Origin of the sequence: Lysinibacillus sp. NPDC094177 (assembly GCF_050279145.1) — a bacterium.
Lineage (GTDB): Bacteria > Bacillota > Bacilli > Bacillales_A > Planococcaceae > Lysinibacillus.
In genome coordinates, this window is sequence record NZ_JBNNTW010000005.1 from 119,010 (window position 1) to 134,609 (window position 15,600).

Below are 15,600 nucleotides of genomic sequence, written 5' to 3' on the forward strand. Positions count from 1 at the left end.
TAAATGTGTATCAACTAGTTGTCCTTGTACTTAGAAGCAACAAAGCAAACATTTTCACTAAATAATATGAAAACGATACCTAATTTACTATCAGAACAACATAAAGTTCGATAATAAAAACAGCCTGTATAGAAATCACAATGAAAAGCAGCAAGAGTTAAAAATAATTTTGCTGCTTTTCATTGTGATGTAGCAATTTAAAGACCTAAAGTTCTTGTAATGAATTCGAGATGTTTAGTACAAAAATAGGGTGACCCGAGGTTCATGTAATAATAGATCCGAAGTTCTCGTAAGTGTACAATATACATTATACATTATTTGGGTAGTTGACGAATCCAAGCCCTCCTTCACGCCAAATAATTTTAGTTTACATAATATAAATTATAGGAAGTTATGTTTCAATGAAAAGTATACTAATAATACTGAGACGAAACAGCTATTACTTGTAAAAAGTCAGATAGTTTTGGACTTCTTAAATTTTTAAAAATTTTAGGGACAATTAGTTTTAGACTACTTTTACTTATATAATTAAACTTTACTGTACAGCACTCTATATTATTTTGAAAGTAATAAAAGAAAAGCATGCTTTAAAACATGCTTTTCTTTTATTCTTATAATGCAGCCCCGATATCACTTAAAACTGCTAGCCATAGCGTAAGCCATCCAAGGAAAAACAACACTAAAGCAATAACCTTAAAGATAATGTTTAGTTTAATTAATAATCATTAAAGCTTAATTCGCATTTTACTACCTCAGGATACTGATATTACACGCTTTTTATTTATCCTACACTCTCATTTGCTAGTACTACTATTTTTTATTACCAAATTAGCCGTTTCACTCGGATGGTTAAGAGGAAAATGATGACCATATGGAACAAAATCAACCTTACCCAGATGCGAAGGAGCAGAATAGCCTCTGTCATAATCCCCCCAAATAATGTGAAGATTATACTTTGTTACTTCATTGAAATCACCTTGAACGTTTTTCAATAGTAAACTGTTAAGCTGAACCGTAGTATTTAAAATTCTAGGAGAAGTAAAACTGTTACTTATTTTTTCAATATAATGTTCAGGGATACTCTCCGTACTTTCAAATAAACCATTACTTAATAAATAACGCTCTATCAAATTAGTAGTTGCCAATTTCAATGTCCATTTGTTCATAAATTGAGGAACATTTATCGATTTAGCATTTTTTTTAGCAACAGGTGGCTGAAGTAAAGTAATTGTATACTTCTTATCTATGTACTTTTGTACTAATGCTTCCAAAAGAATATACGCACCAAATGAATGGCCAATTAGATGGGCACCGTTTGTAGCTTTCTCCAATAACTTTTTCAATACATTCAAATAGATATTTAAAAGATTTTTCTCTCGTTTAAAAGGAGAACGTCCCAAACCTGGAAGGTCCATGATCCATACAGGTCGACCCGTTTTTTCATGAAGCTCTTTTCCTAAAGGAAATAAATCCTCTCCATCACTTAATAAACCATGTAATAAAATAAACGGTTTACCCTCTCCTTGTGATTGGTAAATGGTAGTATTATTACATAATGTTCGTTTAAATAAATGACTGTGCTGGCCATTTTGATACATCATGCGATAATCCAGATCAGCTATTACGGCTGGGAAAAATTTCATTACATTTGTCTCCTTAAACCAATCTTCTCCCATAATCTTTTTCGCTGACCCATTTGAAAATGTTCGATTTGTAATAAAGTTCAGCCCATCAGCAGGAATTTGGGTTATTTTGCTTACGCCACTATTCATAAGTGCTTTCATAAATGGCAATGGGGCAGAAATTTTAGGTGCAGTCATATTCATACTTTCTGACATAGCATCTAATAATTCTGAAATATTCTGATCATGTTGTTTATCTTCAACAAGTGTATATGTTTGTATAGTTGGTTGCTCCAATCTGAAAACCTGCACAATAAACTTTGCTAGTTCATCGTTTGCAATAAGTGGTAATCTATATTTCTTACCTCCAGGGATCACTGGCAAGAGCCCTTTTCGCATACTCATCACAAGCAAGCCTAAGCCTCCTGTTTGCTCCGTACTCCCTGTTTTGCTACTACCAACTACAGTTGGTGGATTAATTACTGAAAGCGGATAACCTACTGTTGATGCCTGCTGACGGATATAAAGATCTGCTAAAAACTTTGTTCTCTCATATGGATTTTTTATTTTCAAAAAATTGTTTCCTTCTTTAAACACATCTATCGCAATCTTGCTATTTTTATCATCAAAGGGACTCATATAGCCTACAACATGAATAAATTGTTGCAATCCCTTCAATTGATGAATATTTTTAGCGAATTCACTAATATGTTGGGCACCATTCAAAAATACGGAAGCTGCCTCTTTGCTTGTCGCTTGAATATCCATGGGGCCACCTGCGTGAATAATCACATCCGTTTTCAATACCAACTCCTTATCTTCAGCACTTAGACCTAAGTCTATTTTCGTCAAATCACCTTCAATAAAGTGCATAATTGCCTCTTTTAAGATGCCTCTTTCTTGATAAATGCGTGTTGCTTTACTTTTCGATCTCACTAATAGAAGAATTGTAACATGCTCTTTGGCTAATTCCTTCACTAATTGCTTTCCAATAAAACCTGTTCCACCAGTTAAAAATACTGTTCTCATATAAATCCTCCTTTTAGTACTATACAGTACTAATTTGATGTAAAAAAAATGCTTCTTTTATCGAAGCAAGTTAAAAAAATGATCTGCTGTTTTCATGATAACAGTTGCATCCTTCAGTGTTTCTGAAATAAATAGCGCTCCTTCAAGATTTGTAATAAAAAGAGATGCAACCTCGTCAATATTAATTGTCTTTCTAAATTCACCATTCTCTACCCCTTGTTTAAGTAATAGAGAAACTTTCGTTTGTAATCCTACAAAAAAAAGACCTATTTTTTCTTTTACTTTTGTGGCATTTGTAGGGCTTTGAATATAAAGCGTAATAAATGGACAGCTCCCCTTATATTCTCTCGTCTGAACTCCTTGTGATAATTGCTTTAAAAACAGTTGGATACGATCTTCAACTAATAATTGGTTTTGAGATAGTAAGCCATCAATTGCAGATTGATACATTTCAATCCAATAATCAACGACTCCTTCCAACAATTCTTCTTTATTAGAGAAGTGATAATACACATTAGACTTTGAAACTTTGCTTACACGAACTAATTCATCCATACTTGTATAAGCAAAACCTTTTTCTAAAAATAATGTTGCAGCTACTTCAATCACACGTTTTTGATTCATTAGTTTTACCCTTGTCATAATTAGTACTGTACAGTACTATAATAGATGTTGCAAGTATTTTTGTTAATTTAATAAAAAAATTAATCAAAAAAGCTATACTTTAATTGATTTAAACCATTTTTTATTGTGAACGGACTACATTCACGTTTAAAACATTGGATAAATCGTTTTAAAGGCGTTGATTCTAAATACTTCGATAATTACTTAGCGTGGTTATTATTTGTAAATAGTCATAGCAATGAAAGCACAAAACATAATATTAAAGAATTTTTATTAACTTCATTTACTTTTGAAATGACAGAAACATATCGTAGTTTACGTCTGTCGAAGTTTTATTATTTAGTAGTTCAATGACTATTGAAGATACTTTTAATAAAAATTAGAGCCACAGTTTAGTGACTCTAATTTTTATGTCTATTCTTTACAAAAATCTACAAATTTTTTTGCCTGTATTAAGGACATATCTGTTTGTTCTCTCACAAACTTCACCGCTTTAATTTCACCAACGGACTTTATTTTCTCTTTTACTAAGGCAATCAGTTCCTCATTATAGATTTTAGTATAATCCATTTTTCCGACCTCCTCTAATCTATAATACCTTATACGACTACTTTAACCATTTAGTTTCAAATATATATTAATACCACAAAAAGACCTTTGTAAAAATAAGGAAAAATCGATTGTGAGGGTTCATATTATTAGAACCCTCCCACCTTCGCTTTTTAATTGATTCAATTTTAACATGATTTATTCCGTTAAATGGCCCGATTGTTGAACACAAGTTAAACAACACTCTTAAACTATCCTGCTCCATTAGTTAATATAAAAAAAAGAGCTGCATATGCAACTCTTTGATCTTCAAGTAAAGCCCTCGTTTAGTTAAGTAAGAGAGAGTTGCTTTTTCAATAATCGCGCCCTTTACTTGAATAAGAACTAAATTATAAGTCGTAATTTTTAATTAAGATTTGATTGTGTATATGGTGTTCCATATGCTCAAGATAATCTTGTATAAGCCACTCTAGTGTTTTATGTTGATTATTTCCAATGTCACAAAGGTTGGATAGCTTTTCGTTAGGAATATTCTTAACAATATTAACAATTTGCTTATTTAATGTCTGAAAAAGGTTTACTATTTCATCAAGTGGTCTATCTTGATAATTATGAACCATTACCCATTGGTCTTGATTATATGATTGAATAACATAAACGGGTTCTTCATATTGTATTTTTATAAACCTTTCAATATTATTTATAGCAGAGTCACATAGATGTCCTAAAATCTCTTTTTTAGACCATTTATTTGGTAATGGACGATTAGAACTTTCTTTTTCAGACATAGAGTTGTACTCTTCTGGTAATCTTTTTATCCAATGATTAATTCCCTCAATTACCTTTTGCATATTTCTACTCCCCCTAAATTACTTTATAAAACTAATATTCAGTTACAATTAGGAAATCCTCTCGTACGAAAACACAGTCTAGGTTGACTGGACGGTGTTTATTGTAACGGATCATTTATTCCACTAGTCTACTCGATTTATTTTTTCTTAAGAGACTAGATGAAAAAATGATTTTTATCGCACTTATCATTCCATGTACGATAAATACGATACAAAGAAAGAAGTAAGTAAATTGAAGTGTGTTTTTCCAATTAATATCTCTATAATTTGTTATCCTCAAAAAAAAGACACACTACTATAAGTTTAATCATTTTCTCAATTATGTTTTTGTATTTAAGAACCAGCAACGTACTTTTTGATTAATATCACAAGTTCTTCTTAGTTTGATATTGACCGTACAATTGGCCACAAGCAGCATCAATTTCAATACCAAATTGACTTCTAATTGTGACATGAATGCCTGCCGATTGAAGTTCTTTATAAAACATTTGAACTTTTTCTTCATCCGTTTCCCTATAGTGCTCAGGAGCATCAACGGTTGGATTGTACCGTATTAGGTTTACATGATACAAGTGTCCCCATTGACCTCGATTTTGAAGTAATTTAGCTACCGCCTTAGCATGTTCGATAGAATCATTTACTCCGCGTAACATAATATAAGCAATGTACACTTTTCTCCCCGTTACTTGAATATGCTCATCTAGCGTTGTCATTACTTCATCAAGAGGAAACTTATCGTTTATAGGCATCAATTTACTTCTTTGCTCATTAAATGGCGAATGTAAAGAGAAAGTGAGATTGACTTTTGGAAAATCGCTCGTCATTTTTTTGATATTAGGTATAATACCGACTGTAGAGACTGTGAGTTTTCGTGGACTTAAGCCAAACAAGCTAGAGTCAGTGAGTATTTTTAATGCACCGAATACCTGTGGATTTGCAAGTGCTTCACCCATCCCCATAAAAGCAACACTATCAAGTGAATGACCATTCAAGTAAAAATATAAAAGTTGATCTGTTATCTCGTCAGCAGTAAGGTTTCTTTTTAGCCCAATTGCCCCTGTTGCACAAAACTGACAGCCAAGTCCACACCCACATTGCGAGGAAATACAAAATGATTCCCATCCAGCTCGATATTTCAGTCCTACTGCCTCCACCTGATTATTACCAGATATTTTAAACAGAACTTTTCTAACTTGTTCAGATGATTGTTCAAATACCGGCTCAATACTGAGGACATTTTCTCCAAATTCCTTTATCAATTCGTTTCGTACTGTTTTTGGTAATACAGTCATTCGATCATATTCATTAATTCTTTGCTTAAATATGGCATCTGTAATTTGTTTGAACCTATAGTTTGGTTGTCCTAGATCTATTAAAAATTGTTGGATCCTCTCATATTTTGTCTTTGTATTCTTATACGTCATTTTATTATCCTCCAATTATTAGGCTAATAAGACCGATGATTTCTAATATAATTAGCCTTGACTTCAATAATGTTCTACTTCAGAGAGCCGCCTTATATAAACCGATTTAAAGTAATGAAAAAAGCAAACTCTAAAGCATATTCACCTCAATTTTCTTCCTTTAAAAAAACAAAAAGGCACCGAATAAAACCGGTGCCTAGTACTTACTGAGTATTTGATTAATATCCCAAAAAGGAGGATCCTCAAAGCTTCCGGTAGCTATTTTTGATATGAAATTTGCTTAAAAAAGGGCAGACTGGTCCCTTTACAAGCAATCTTCCAATTAGAAAATATGATTTTGTATCTTTTTCTAACTCTATGTTTACGAAAATAGCTGCCATCATCTTATCCTCCTTTCTTATTTGTTGTCTTATTTCATTCATAACTTTCTACAAACTATTCACTGCTTTTCTATTTTTGGTGATCTTTCCTCAATATAGTTATTATAGTTTTCTTTATTATCCATAGATTCCGATATATACCATTACCCTGGAATCCACAAAAAGATTTTCATCTCAACATTCTCCTTTAAAACACAAAAAGACACCGATTTTATCGGCGTCTAAAAATTTCTTAGATTATACTGTACATTTTGTAAAAATACACAAAAAGACGCCGAACAAAGCCGGCGCCTAGTAATTACATGTTTTTTGATCAAAATTTACAAAATCATCTCAGTATACTTTGCTAAAAAAGGATGCAAAAAGCTTCCGGTCACTGTTTTCCATATGAAGTTTGCTTAAAAAAGGACAGACTAGTCCCGTTACAAGCAATCCCCCAATTAGAAAATATGATTTCACTTCTATAGTTAACAATACATTTGTGAATACAGCTTCCATTACTTTTCGCCTCCTTCCATACTTAAGATAATTAATAATAAACACCTTACTATATGTTTATAAAAAAAGCAAACCTATTTCGGAGAATTGTAAAAAAATAAGCTGTCATAAAACTTCACAATATCCCCAATACTTTTTCCCTTTTTAAAAAAAATCTTATTTTGATTGAAAAATATCAAATTAAGATTTTATTCTATTTTCAAAAATTATTAAGATCAATTTAGCTCTATGCATCACATCGCTTTTTCCGTGCCTTAAAGTTAAAAATATATGGTATTAATCCGAAATCGTTCGTTGTTCCTCCCCCACTAGTATTAATTAATCCATCACTCAAAAAAGCAAAATGTTTCTTAGAAAACTCCTTTAAACATCCTTGAACAAATTTAACGGATTGCACTTCAGGAAAATCCTGTAATTACTTTTATTACTTTAATAAACTCACCTATTTCACCGTCAACCTGAAATTCCATCAACGTACGCCGCTCTATCCCCTTGTAACTTGGTTCCACCCACATCAGCTGGTGAGCGTTTAACTTCATCATTTATTAATCGCTTCTTTTTCTTTTCATCTTCAAATTCACGCTTTTTACAAGGTGCTACCCCATTGCTTTGCATAAAGCATGAAAAATAGTATAAGGATTCAACTCTCTTATATTGCACATAAATACTTTTATAATTTCTTTTTTTAGTGTCACACTTCCTCATGATTATTTGTCTTAGCTTTTAGAGATAATAATCTTGTATTTATGATAATTTGGAGGTTTATTTTATGAAGGTCTTACTTGCTGGTTCTACTGGTGTAATTGGAAAAATGGTGATTCCGATATTAATAGAAGAAGGGCATGAGGTAATCGGGATGATTCGATCAGAAAAACATGTTAAAACAATGCAAGGGATGGGAGTAAAACCAGTAGTTGCAGATGCTTTTAATAGAGATAGTGTTTATGCAGCCTTAATTGAAACTCAGCCTGATGTTGTAATGCATCAACTTACTGCACTAAATAGTGGCGATATAAACGATAATGCAAAAATAAGAATAGAAGGAACAAAAAACCTTGTTGATGCAGCTAATCACGTTGGTGTAAAAAAAATAGTTGCACAAAGTATTTCATGGGCTTATGAGCCTGGGAATACGCTAGCTACTGAAGAAACACCATTAGATATTTATGCCTCATTACCTCGCAAAACAACTATTGATGGCGTTATTTCATTAGAGGAAAAAGTAAAAGAAATGCCTGAGTTCATTATCCTTCGCTATGGTACATTGTATGGTCCAGGAACTTGGTATTCAGGTAATGGTAAAGTTGCTAAACAATTAAAGAATCAGGAACTATACGCAACGAATGGGATAACATCTTTTATCCATGTAAAAGACGCAGCAAAAGCAGCTGTATTAGCTTTAAATTGGCCGTCAGGTTCTGTAAACATTGTAGATGATGAACCTGCAAAAAGCTCTATTTGGATTCCCCGTTTTGCTGAAGTTATTGGGGCTCCCCTCCCTCCTATAAATGATATATATAATTCTTGGGAACGAGGAGCATCAAATGAAAAAGCAAAAAAACAATACGGCTGGGAACCTATTTATTCTTCTTGGTCAAAGGGATTTAAATTGTTGTAGAAAATATTGAACAATAATATAAGAAGTTAAATTTATGAAAATAAATAAAATTTATAAGTCTTTTATTTACACTGTTCTTACAGGACTTTTTACTTCTTGTTTCATATCATTTATCCTTGTTTCAATAAACTTAGGATATAGCCAGTCATTTTTAATTTATTGGCTACAAATGTGGGGAGAAGCATTTGTTTGTGGTATACTTTGTGCTTACATTTTTCCACAGATAATAAATAAACTTATGACAATTATTACTTTTGTAGAAAAATGATAAATAAAATATGAAATAAAAAAATATAGTAGAATATTCACGGTTTACGATATGCATAAAATTAGAGATGGAAGGGTTTATCATGTTAATCAATCATTTGAATATAGAAGACTTTTATAAAGAATATAAGAATTATTGTTTATCCATAGCATACTATTTACTTGGTTCAATTACAGATGCTGAAGATATTGTTCAAGATACTTTTTTGAAATTGAAAGAACATGAAAAGATTGAGAAAGAAATTACTAATTTTAAAGCTTATATAAATAAAATGATCGTTAACCGCTGTATGAATGAACTAAAATCAAGTAGAAAAAAGAAAGAAACTTATATAGGAACGTGGTTACCCGAACCTATACTACAGGCATTCAATAGTGAGCCTCTTGAGAATCTAATCCAGTCAGAACAATTAAGCTATTCATATATGGTTCTTATGGAAAACCTTTTACCTAAAGAGAGGGTAGCTTACGTATTAAGAAATGCTCTAGGGCTAAAGCATAGTGAGATTGCTGATATTCTTAAAACAACGACTGTTAATAGTCGTAAGATATTGAGTAGAGCACAAATTAAAATGGGAAGAAAAAGTGAAAAAGAATTGACTGTTAATCTTCAAAAAAAATATATAGAACAATTTATATTGGCATTATCCAACGGGGATATTCAAGGAGTGACCCACTTGTTATCTAATGATGTTCTATTTGCTGCTGATGGAGGAGGTAAGGTAAGAACGGCAATAAACATCATTGAAGGTAAAGAGCGAGTATTAGCACTTATTTCAGGAATTTCAAAAAAGTTTTTCTTTGGAAAAAGTGCTACTGCAGCTATAATAAATAATCAATATGGTGTAGTAATCACCGAAAATGAAAAAGTAACAGGCGTTTTTTGTTTTGACTGGAATTCTTCATCCCGAACAATTAACAAAATTTTCTATGTAGTAGATCCAAATAAGTTAAAAAATAATCCTAATTAGGGATGCGTTTGAATATGGAAAGTTCTTTTTAAAGGACTTACCATATTCATTTTCTTATTGAACTAATCTAACCCGTTAGCTATCTATGTCGTGTAAAATTAACACTACACCACAGAAAATGAAAGATTATTACGTTCTTTCATGGGAGTTTAAGTGAGAAATTTACAGTCTTAAACTTAATTAATCAGAGGAAACAAAGCGTGCTTAATGAAAAAAATCAAAGGAAAATTAATTATCTTTACTACTCTACACTTATCGGATAATATGGCAAAAAAGGAGTATCTCAAAGTCTAAATTTGAACTTTAAGATACTCCTATTTCACATTATAAATTGCTTTTTTGCAAAATCTCTAGCTCTTGTTTTAAACGAAGATTTCCCTCCTGGTGGCCGCTTCTGCAGCAGTTCCCCCCATTTCTTTCAATTAACTAATTATATTTATAATTTTCTGTTGCGCATCTTCCGCTTCAGGGATTGGCATAACAACAAACACATGATTCATTTTAGGATAAACAAAGGTTTTAATTTCAATTCCCTGTTCTGTTAGTTGTTCATCAAGTCTTATTGCATCTGGATATAAACATTCATGTGTTCCAATAAAATGAGTAATCTTCGCAAGTTCTTTAAAATCACCGTACAATGGACTAATCAATGAGTCTTTTAAATCTTTATCAGCTGCCCAAATCTTTGTAATGACTTCCATTCCTTCACTAGCTAACATCGGATCATTTTCTTCATATTCAGATATAAGAGGATTTTCAAAACTCATATCAACACATGCAGACAATAAAATAATATCTTTCGGTTGAGGTAAATGGTTCATTTTTAATAGATGAGCCAGCCCAAGTGCTATATTGCCGCCCGCAGAATCTCCCATGATGGTCAATTGATCATAACTTTCAACAGTTTCAAGAATTTCTTTATAAAGGTTTAGGATTTTTGGATAAGTATCTTTATAGTTAAAATGAGGCACTTTAGGATAAATGGGAGCAATTATTTTCGCATTCAAGGATTGCGCCATTTTATCCATGAACAACCAGTGAAAATCTAAAGGTTGATTCGTCCAAGCACCTCCATGTATATAAAGAATTACTTTTTGCTTCAAGAATTTTTGGTCATTTAATGTGAAAACCTGTATGCCTTCAAATGCCTCTTCCTTAACATCACTTGAAAATTGCACATTATCTTCAATAACATAGGGTTTAATGTTTTCAGTTCCCCTTAGCTCCAAAAACTGTTTGGTGTTTTCAATACTTCTAAATCTCTCTTTATTACTTTGGTAAGCTAACAATTTTTCAAATTGAATACTTTTTTCAGAACGTTCTCCGTTATAAATTTCTAGACTCATTTTTTATTTTCTCTCCTTTAAACATTTTTATTGTTCTTCTTGTTGTTTCATAACACAGTATGATTTGAAATAGCCATGTATCTCATTATCAAAAGTCTTTAACAAGTTGGATAGAAGGTCTTAATTGAACGGAGGCGTTTAATAAAAATACCCCATCAAATTAATATATTTTTAGTATAAAGGTTGAACTATTCGTCAAAATCAAAAATTTCACTTCACTTTTCCATCCTATAAAAAAGTGAACATGGGCCTCCATTTCAACCATTATATCAAGTGTATTCTCCAAATATTTCTGTTCAACACCTGATAGCCATGTTTCTTTTAATGATAGTTGCTCGCAATCTCTTTACGTTCCTATATGTAATCGATTTATTTCACCTTTTGCTAAAATTTGCACCAAACCAAACAAAGAACATTCGTTCCCATCCCGTAAAATTAGCATATTACTACATTTTTCTTGTTAAGCATTCATGTTTAGACAGCTTTTCGCATTGAAAGTATAATGCACACTCACCCAATCATACCTAGTCTTCAATGAGTGTGTTCCTAGGCCTATGCTTTGCCTCCAGCTTCCTTCTGATTCACGCCACCATAGACACCCTTGCTATTAGCAAACCACTACTTCTACCTTCCCGCTTCCGAACCATCCACACTATAGTTCCTACGTAAGCCGAGTGTACAATGAAAAAGAGACGAATTTCTTCACCTCTAACCATCCCCCCAAAAGCTGACTATCCTTTTTTAAAAGTAGCCCTCGATTTGTTGATTCTATTGTGGCCTAGCGTCTTTTCTTTCGCAATAAAACAAACTGAAAGATTCGTTTTAACTTTTAGAAGACATAATAAGATTATTTTATTTAAAAGTTGAATGATGAGTTATGAAGAACAGTGCTTAATTATGATCACTATTGATTTCTTTGCATTTTGAACTATGAGTATATATTTTTCAGTTAAATAATTTCGCCGTATTCATTCTGTATCGGTGATTTCTTTTATTTTACATAAGCATAGAAAAAGACACTTAAGCAAAATGCTTACAGTGTCCTTTGACTATTTTATGCGAATTGGTAATTGAATATTCGATTTTTCTTTCATCTTGTTGCCAAAAAAATAACTCAGAAGTCATTCCAACCACTGAGTTATTACATATTATTTAGATAACGCCTTCACATCTGCCACAATCGTCTCAACTGGTACATCTGTTGTAGCGGCATAATCCTTCACAACAATACCATCAGCATTGACTAAGTAATACCTTCCCATATGTATAACTTGGTCAGAATTTGGATCATTCTTAACTACTGAGTTAAATGATTTCAACGCAAACTGTTCAATATACTTTTGATCATAGCCAGTTAATAGCTGCCATTTGCTTGCATCAGGCACTGAATACGTTTTTAAATAGTTCGTTAAAACTTCTGGCTTATCAACCTCAGGATCGACACTAAAAGCTACAATTTGATAATTTTCAACACCTTCATCCTGAAGTGCCTTTTGCACCTCTGTCATGTTATACGTCATTGGCGGACAAATGGAATTACAATTAGTAAAGACGAACATCGCTAACCATGGTTTACCTTTAAGATCGTTAAGGCTAACCTTTTCATTTTTTTGATTTGTCACCGAAAAATCCTGTACTTCTATGTTCATTTCTGGTTCAAATTTATAACTTCCACAAGCCGCTAGTATGCTACTTAATGTTAGTATCAAAACGAGCACGACACTTTTCTTTTTCATATATTTGCTCACTTCCCTTCAATTTACCATCGTTATTTATTGTATAAATTATAGTTACTTAATACAAGATTATGAGCTTATCCAATCATTTTTTTATGTCAAATCAATGTATATTGTATGATTTTAGTATATTAATATCCTTTATATTCCAGATAATTCACACTTTTTCAAAAAAAATTTCTAAGCTGTTTTTTACTATTTCGGTTATTTCCCAAGACATCATACAATTGTTATATAACAAACTTTTTTCGTTTTTCAGGTTTCTCCATCATATGATGAGATAATAATAAATTCATAAAAATTCTCTCTCACGTCCGAATTTTCTGTCACATTCGAAATTATTATCATTAAACTATTTAAAGAATATTATTCTTATAGAAAAAACCATTCTCTTTCAAACGGATTATTTCTATAAAACCCTTAATATTTCTATGTTATTTCCACATTCTGAAAATGATTTAAAATTATAAAAACTCAAAATTTAGTATTGCATTATAAGAATCTTCCCCATAAAATAAGTGAATATAACGACGGTAGAAAAAGAAATATGTCGTTTAAAACAGAAATATATAACTTTAGGGGGAATAATAATGGCTAACATTTCTGGGAACAAAAATATAGAATCAATTGACTATAATGCAATTGAAGCTATGGAATCGTTCAACAAATTCGTAAAAAAGAAGAATACCTTCCTTTTCTCGATCACTGCAGTATTTTTAACACTCTATATTTTGCTACCAATCCTTGCTTTCCAACCTGTACTACAACAAAAATTCTTCGGAAATATTACAGGTGTTTGGGTTTATTCAGCAGGATTATTCATTATGACAGTCGTTCTTTGTACAGTATATGTGAAAAAAGCTGCTTCATTCGATAAAGCTGCGGCAGCAGTAATGGCAGAGTATCATGCGAAAGGTGGAAAATAAATGAACTTAGTATCCGTTGGTTTCTTTTTAGCAATCGTTAGTTTAACACTTGTAGTAACATATATCGCTGCGAAACGTACGTCTTCTGCGGCTGATTTCTATACAGCTGGTGGAGGTCTGAAAGGTTGGCAAAATGGCTTTGCAATCGCTGGTGACTATCTATCTGCTGCCGCATTTCTTGGGGTGTCCGGTGCGATTGCTTTAACTGGTTTTGATGGTTTCTTCTTCTCGGTAGGCTATGTAGTGGCTAACTTAGTTCTTCTATATGTAATAGCAGAGCCTATGCGTAACTTAGGTCGTTATACTTTAGCAGATATGCTTACTGCCCGTTTTAATGAAAAACGTATTCGTGGAGTTGCTGCGTCCGGAACAATTATCATCGTAATCCTTTATATGATTGCACAATTAGTAGGTGCGGGTGCTCTTATTAAACTATTATTTGGTATTGACTACTGGATTGCGGTTTTAATCGTAGGTGTTATGATGACTACTTATGTATTATTCGGTGGAATGACAGCTACTTCTTGGGTGCAAATTATTAAAGCAAGTCTGCTATTATTCGGGACAGGCGTTTTAGCTACATTAGTATTAATTAAATTCGATTTCTCACTAATGAAAATGTTTGATACGATTGCCACGGATCATGGCGAAAAATTCCTTGTGCCAGGGATGAAATATACAAGTTCAATTGATTCTGTTTCAATGATGATGGCGCTTGTTTTAGGTACATCCGGTTTACCTCATATTTTAATGCGCTTCTTTACAGTGAAAGATGCCAAAACTGCTCGTTCTTCTATTTCATGGACGACTTGGATTACTGCTATTTTCTTCTCATTAACTATTTTCTTAGGTTTTGGGGCATTAAATTTTGTAGGTATCGATAAAATTATTGCTGAAAGTAAAGCTGGTAACACTGCAGCTCCACTTCTTGCTAATTATTTGGGCGGAGATGTGTTAATGGCATTTATCGGTGCAGTAGCATTCGCAACAATTTTAGCTGTTGTTTCTGGCTTAGTTTTAACTGGTGCTTCTGCTATTTCACATGATATTTATGGTGAAATTATTAAAGGTGGTAAATTAACTGAAAAGCAACAAGTTGTAGCGGCTCGTACTGGCTCTATTTCTATTGCCATTGTTTCCATTATCCTAGCCTTATTTGCGCAAAACTTGAATGTATCGTTTTTAGTATCCTTTGCATTTTGTATTGGTGCTTCAGCAAACTTACCAGTTATTCTGTACACAATTTACTGGAAGAAATTCAATTCAACAGGTGCTATTACAGCGATGGTTACTGGTTTAGTATCATGCTTAGTTTTAGGTGCAATGGGGCCAAATGTATGGAGTCCTGTTGAAGGTGCAGCCATCTTTGTTGGTAATCCAATCGTACCTCTAGCAGTACCAGCAGTTATTACGATTCCACTTGGTTTTATCGCAGGTTACTTAGGTTCTGTTCTATCTTCTAGCAAAGTACCACAGGAAGAAGCAGATCGCATTTATAAGGAGATTCGCGTTAAAGCAAACACAGGTGTATCAGTTTCTGATGTTTCTCATTAATAGTTTTTATAATCCAAATTATTGAAAAAACATCTATCAATCATCCTATTCATCTTAATAAAAATATTAAGTTAAAAAACTCGATTTTTCATCGAGTTTTTTAGCTTTTTTTAATGAAACATTTACCATTTTACTTATTGAACAATACTATTCCCTTTCAAAAAAAGCAGAAAAAAAATGATTATCACTGAGTAAATAGTGTTTA

Annotated in this window: 12 protein-coding genes and 1 pseudogene; 6 read left to right on the forward strand and 7 right to left on the reverse strand. The window is 32.4% G+C overall.

The genetic code is table 11. The features are described 5' to 3' along the window. Positions 1-794 precede the first annotated feature (794 nt). Together ACQKNC_RS10400 and ACQKNC_RS10405 are read right to left on the reverse strand one after the other, a co-directional pair. Positions 795-2,651, reverse strand: a complete 1,857-nt coding sequence (locus tag ACQKNC_RS10400) for an alpha/beta fold hydrolase (RefSeq protein WP_427424773.1) — start codon at positions 2,649-2,651, stop codon at positions 795-797. A gap of 57 nt (positions 2,652-2,708) precedes the next feature. Next, positions 2,709-3,275, reverse strand: a complete 567-nt coding sequence (locus ACQKNC_RS10405) for a TetR/AcrR family transcriptional regulator (protein WP_427424774.1) — start codon at positions 3,273-3,275, stop codon at positions 2,709-2,711. Positions 3,276-3,401: 126 nt separating this feature from the next. On the opposite strand from ACQKNC_RS10405, the pseudogene ACQKNC_RS10410 reads away from it, so the two are divergent. Next, a pseudogene (locus tag ACQKNC_RS10410) lies at positions 3,402-3,629 on the forward strand (IS1595 family transposase); the annotation flags it as partial. A 60-nt stretch (positions 3,630-3,689) separates the two neighbouring features. On the opposite strand, the gene ACQKNC_RS10415 reads toward ACQKNC_RS10410, so the two are convergent. From ACQKNC_RS10415 to ACQKNC_RS10425, 3 genes are all read right to left on the reverse strand, one after another. Further along, on the reverse strand, positions 3,690-3,845 hold the full coding sequence (locus ACQKNC_RS10415) for a hypothetical protein (RefSeq protein ID WP_162832712.1): 156 nt from the start codon (positions 3,843-3,845) through the stop codon (positions 3,690-3,692). A gap of 368 nt (positions 3,846-4,213) precedes the next feature. Continuing rightward, complete coding sequence (locus ACQKNC_RS10420; RefSeq protein ID WP_427424775.1) at positions 4,214-4,675, reverse strand: DinB family protein; 462 nt, start codon at positions 4,673-4,675, stop codon at positions 4,214-4,216. Between the two features lie 365 nt (positions 4,676-5,040). After that, positions 5,041-6,099 carry a Cfr family 23S rRNA (adenine(2503)-C(8))-methyltransferase gene (locus ACQKNC_RS10425; protein ID WP_427424776.1) on the reverse strand — a complete coding sequence of 353 codons (1,059 nt, stop codon included), beginning with the start codon at positions 6,097-6,099 and terminating at the stop codon, positions 5,041-5,043. Between the two features lie 1,647 nt (positions 6,100-7,746). On the opposite strand from ACQKNC_RS10425, the gene ACQKNC_RS10430 reads away from it, so the two are divergent. The 3 genes from ACQKNC_RS10430 to ACQKNC_RS10440 all read left to right on the forward strand — a co-directional run bounded on the left by ACQKNC_RS10430 (position 7,747) and on the right by ACQKNC_RS10440 (position 9,833). Next, positions 7,747-8,595: an NAD-dependent epimerase/dehydratase family protein gene (locus ACQKNC_RS10430; protein ID WP_427424777.1), complete on the forward strand. Its 849-nt coding sequence runs from the start codon at positions 7,747-7,749 to the stop codon at positions 8,593-8,595. A gap of 34 nt (positions 8,596-8,629) precedes the next feature. After that, on the forward strand, positions 8,630-8,863 hold the full coding sequence (locus ACQKNC_RS10435; protein WP_427424778.1) for a DUF2798 domain-containing protein: 234 nt from the start codon (positions 8,630-8,632) through the stop codon (positions 8,861-8,863). 82 nt (positions 8,864-8,945) lie between these two features. Next, on the forward strand, positions 8,946-9,833 hold the full coding sequence (locus ACQKNC_RS10440; RefSeq protein ID WP_427424779.1) for a sigma-70 family RNA polymerase sigma factor: 888 nt from the start codon (positions 8,946-8,948) through the stop codon (positions 9,831-9,833). Positions 9,834-10,255: 422 nt separating this feature from the next. Here the strand turns inward: ACQKNC_RS10440 and ACQKNC_RS10445 are convergent, their stop codons facing one another. Both ACQKNC_RS10445 and ACQKNC_RS10450 read right to left on the reverse strand, forming a co-directional pair. Next, a complete protein-coding gene (locus tag ACQKNC_RS10445) occupies positions 10,256-11,179 on the reverse strand; it encodes an alpha/beta hydrolase fold domain-containing protein (RefSeq protein WP_427424780.1) in 924 nt (307 codons plus the stop codon). A gap of 1,148 nt (positions 11,180-12,327) precedes the next feature. Next, the gene (locus tag ACQKNC_RS10450; RefSeq protein WP_427424781.1) at positions 12,328-12,915 is read right to left on the reverse strand and encodes an SCO family protein; all 588 of its coding nucleotides are present in this window, start codon (positions 12,913-12,915) and stop codon (positions 12,328-12,330) included. A 590-nt stretch (positions 12,916-13,505) separates the two neighbouring features. On the opposite strand from ACQKNC_RS10450, the gene ACQKNC_RS10455 reads away from it, so the two are divergent. Then, positions 13,506-13,841 carry a DUF485 domain-containing protein gene (locus ACQKNC_RS10455; protein WP_427424782.1) on the forward strand — a complete coding sequence of 112 codons (336 nt, stop codon included), beginning with the start codon at positions 13,506-13,508 and terminating at the stop codon, positions 13,839-13,841. After that, a complete protein-coding gene (locus tag ACQKNC_RS10460) occupies positions 13,842-15,395 on the forward strand; it encodes a solute symporter family protein (RefSeq protein WP_427424783.1) in 1,554 nt (517 codons plus the stop codon). The last annotated feature ends 205 nt before the right edge of the window (positions 15,396-15,600 follow it).

What these genes read in the sequence shown, in the direction of transcription:
- ACQKNC_RS10400 (WP_427424773.1), bottom strand. Translation starts at nt 2,651, where the DNA reads ATGAGAACAGTATTTTTAACTGGTGGAACAGGTTTTATTGGAAAGCAA.
- ACQKNC_RS10405 (WP_427424774.1), bottom strand. Translation starts at nt 3,275, where the DNA reads ATGAATCAAAAACGTGTGATTGAAGTAGCTGCAACATTATTTTTAGAA.
- ACQKNC_RS10415 (WP_162832712.1), bottom strand. Translation starts at nt 3,845, where the DNA reads ATGGATTATACTAAAATCTATAATGAGGAACTGATTGCCTTAGTAAAA.
- ACQKNC_RS10420 (WP_427424775.1), bottom strand. Translation starts at nt 4,675, where the DNA reads ATGCAAAAGGTAATTGAGGGAATTAATCATTGGATAAAAAGATTACCA.
- ACQKNC_RS10425 (WP_427424776.1), bottom strand. Translation starts at nt 6,099, where the DNA reads ATGACGTATAAGAATACAAAGACAAAATATGAGAGGATCCAACAATTT.
- ACQKNC_RS10430 (WP_427424777.1), top strand. Translation starts at nt 7,747, where the DNA reads ATGAAGGTCTTACTTGCTGGTTCTACTGGTGTAATTGGAAAAATGGTG.
- ACQKNC_RS10435 (WP_427424778.1), top strand. Translation starts at nt 8,630, where the DNA reads ATGAAAATAAATAAAATTTATAAGTCTTTTATTTACACTGTTCTTACA.
- ACQKNC_RS10440 (WP_427424779.1), top strand. Translation starts at nt 8,946, where the DNA reads ATGTTAATCAATCATTTGAATATAGAAGACTTTTATAAAGAATATAAG.
- ACQKNC_RS10445 (WP_427424780.1), bottom strand. Translation starts at nt 11,179, where the DNA reads ATGAGTCTAGAAATTTATAACGGAGAACGTTCTGAAAAAAGTATTCAA.
- ACQKNC_RS10450 (WP_427424781.1), bottom strand. Translation starts at nt 12,915, where the DNA reads ATGAAAAAGAAAAGTGTCGTGCTCGTTTTGATACTAACATTAAGTAGC.
- ACQKNC_RS10455 (WP_427424782.1), top strand. Translation starts at nt 13,506, where the DNA reads ATGGCTAACATTTCTGGGAACAAAAATATAGAATCAATTGACTATAAT.
- ACQKNC_RS10460 (WP_427424783.1), top strand. Translation starts at nt 13,842, where the DNA reads ATGAACTTAGTATCCGTTGGTTTCTTTTTAGCAATCGTTAGTTTAACA.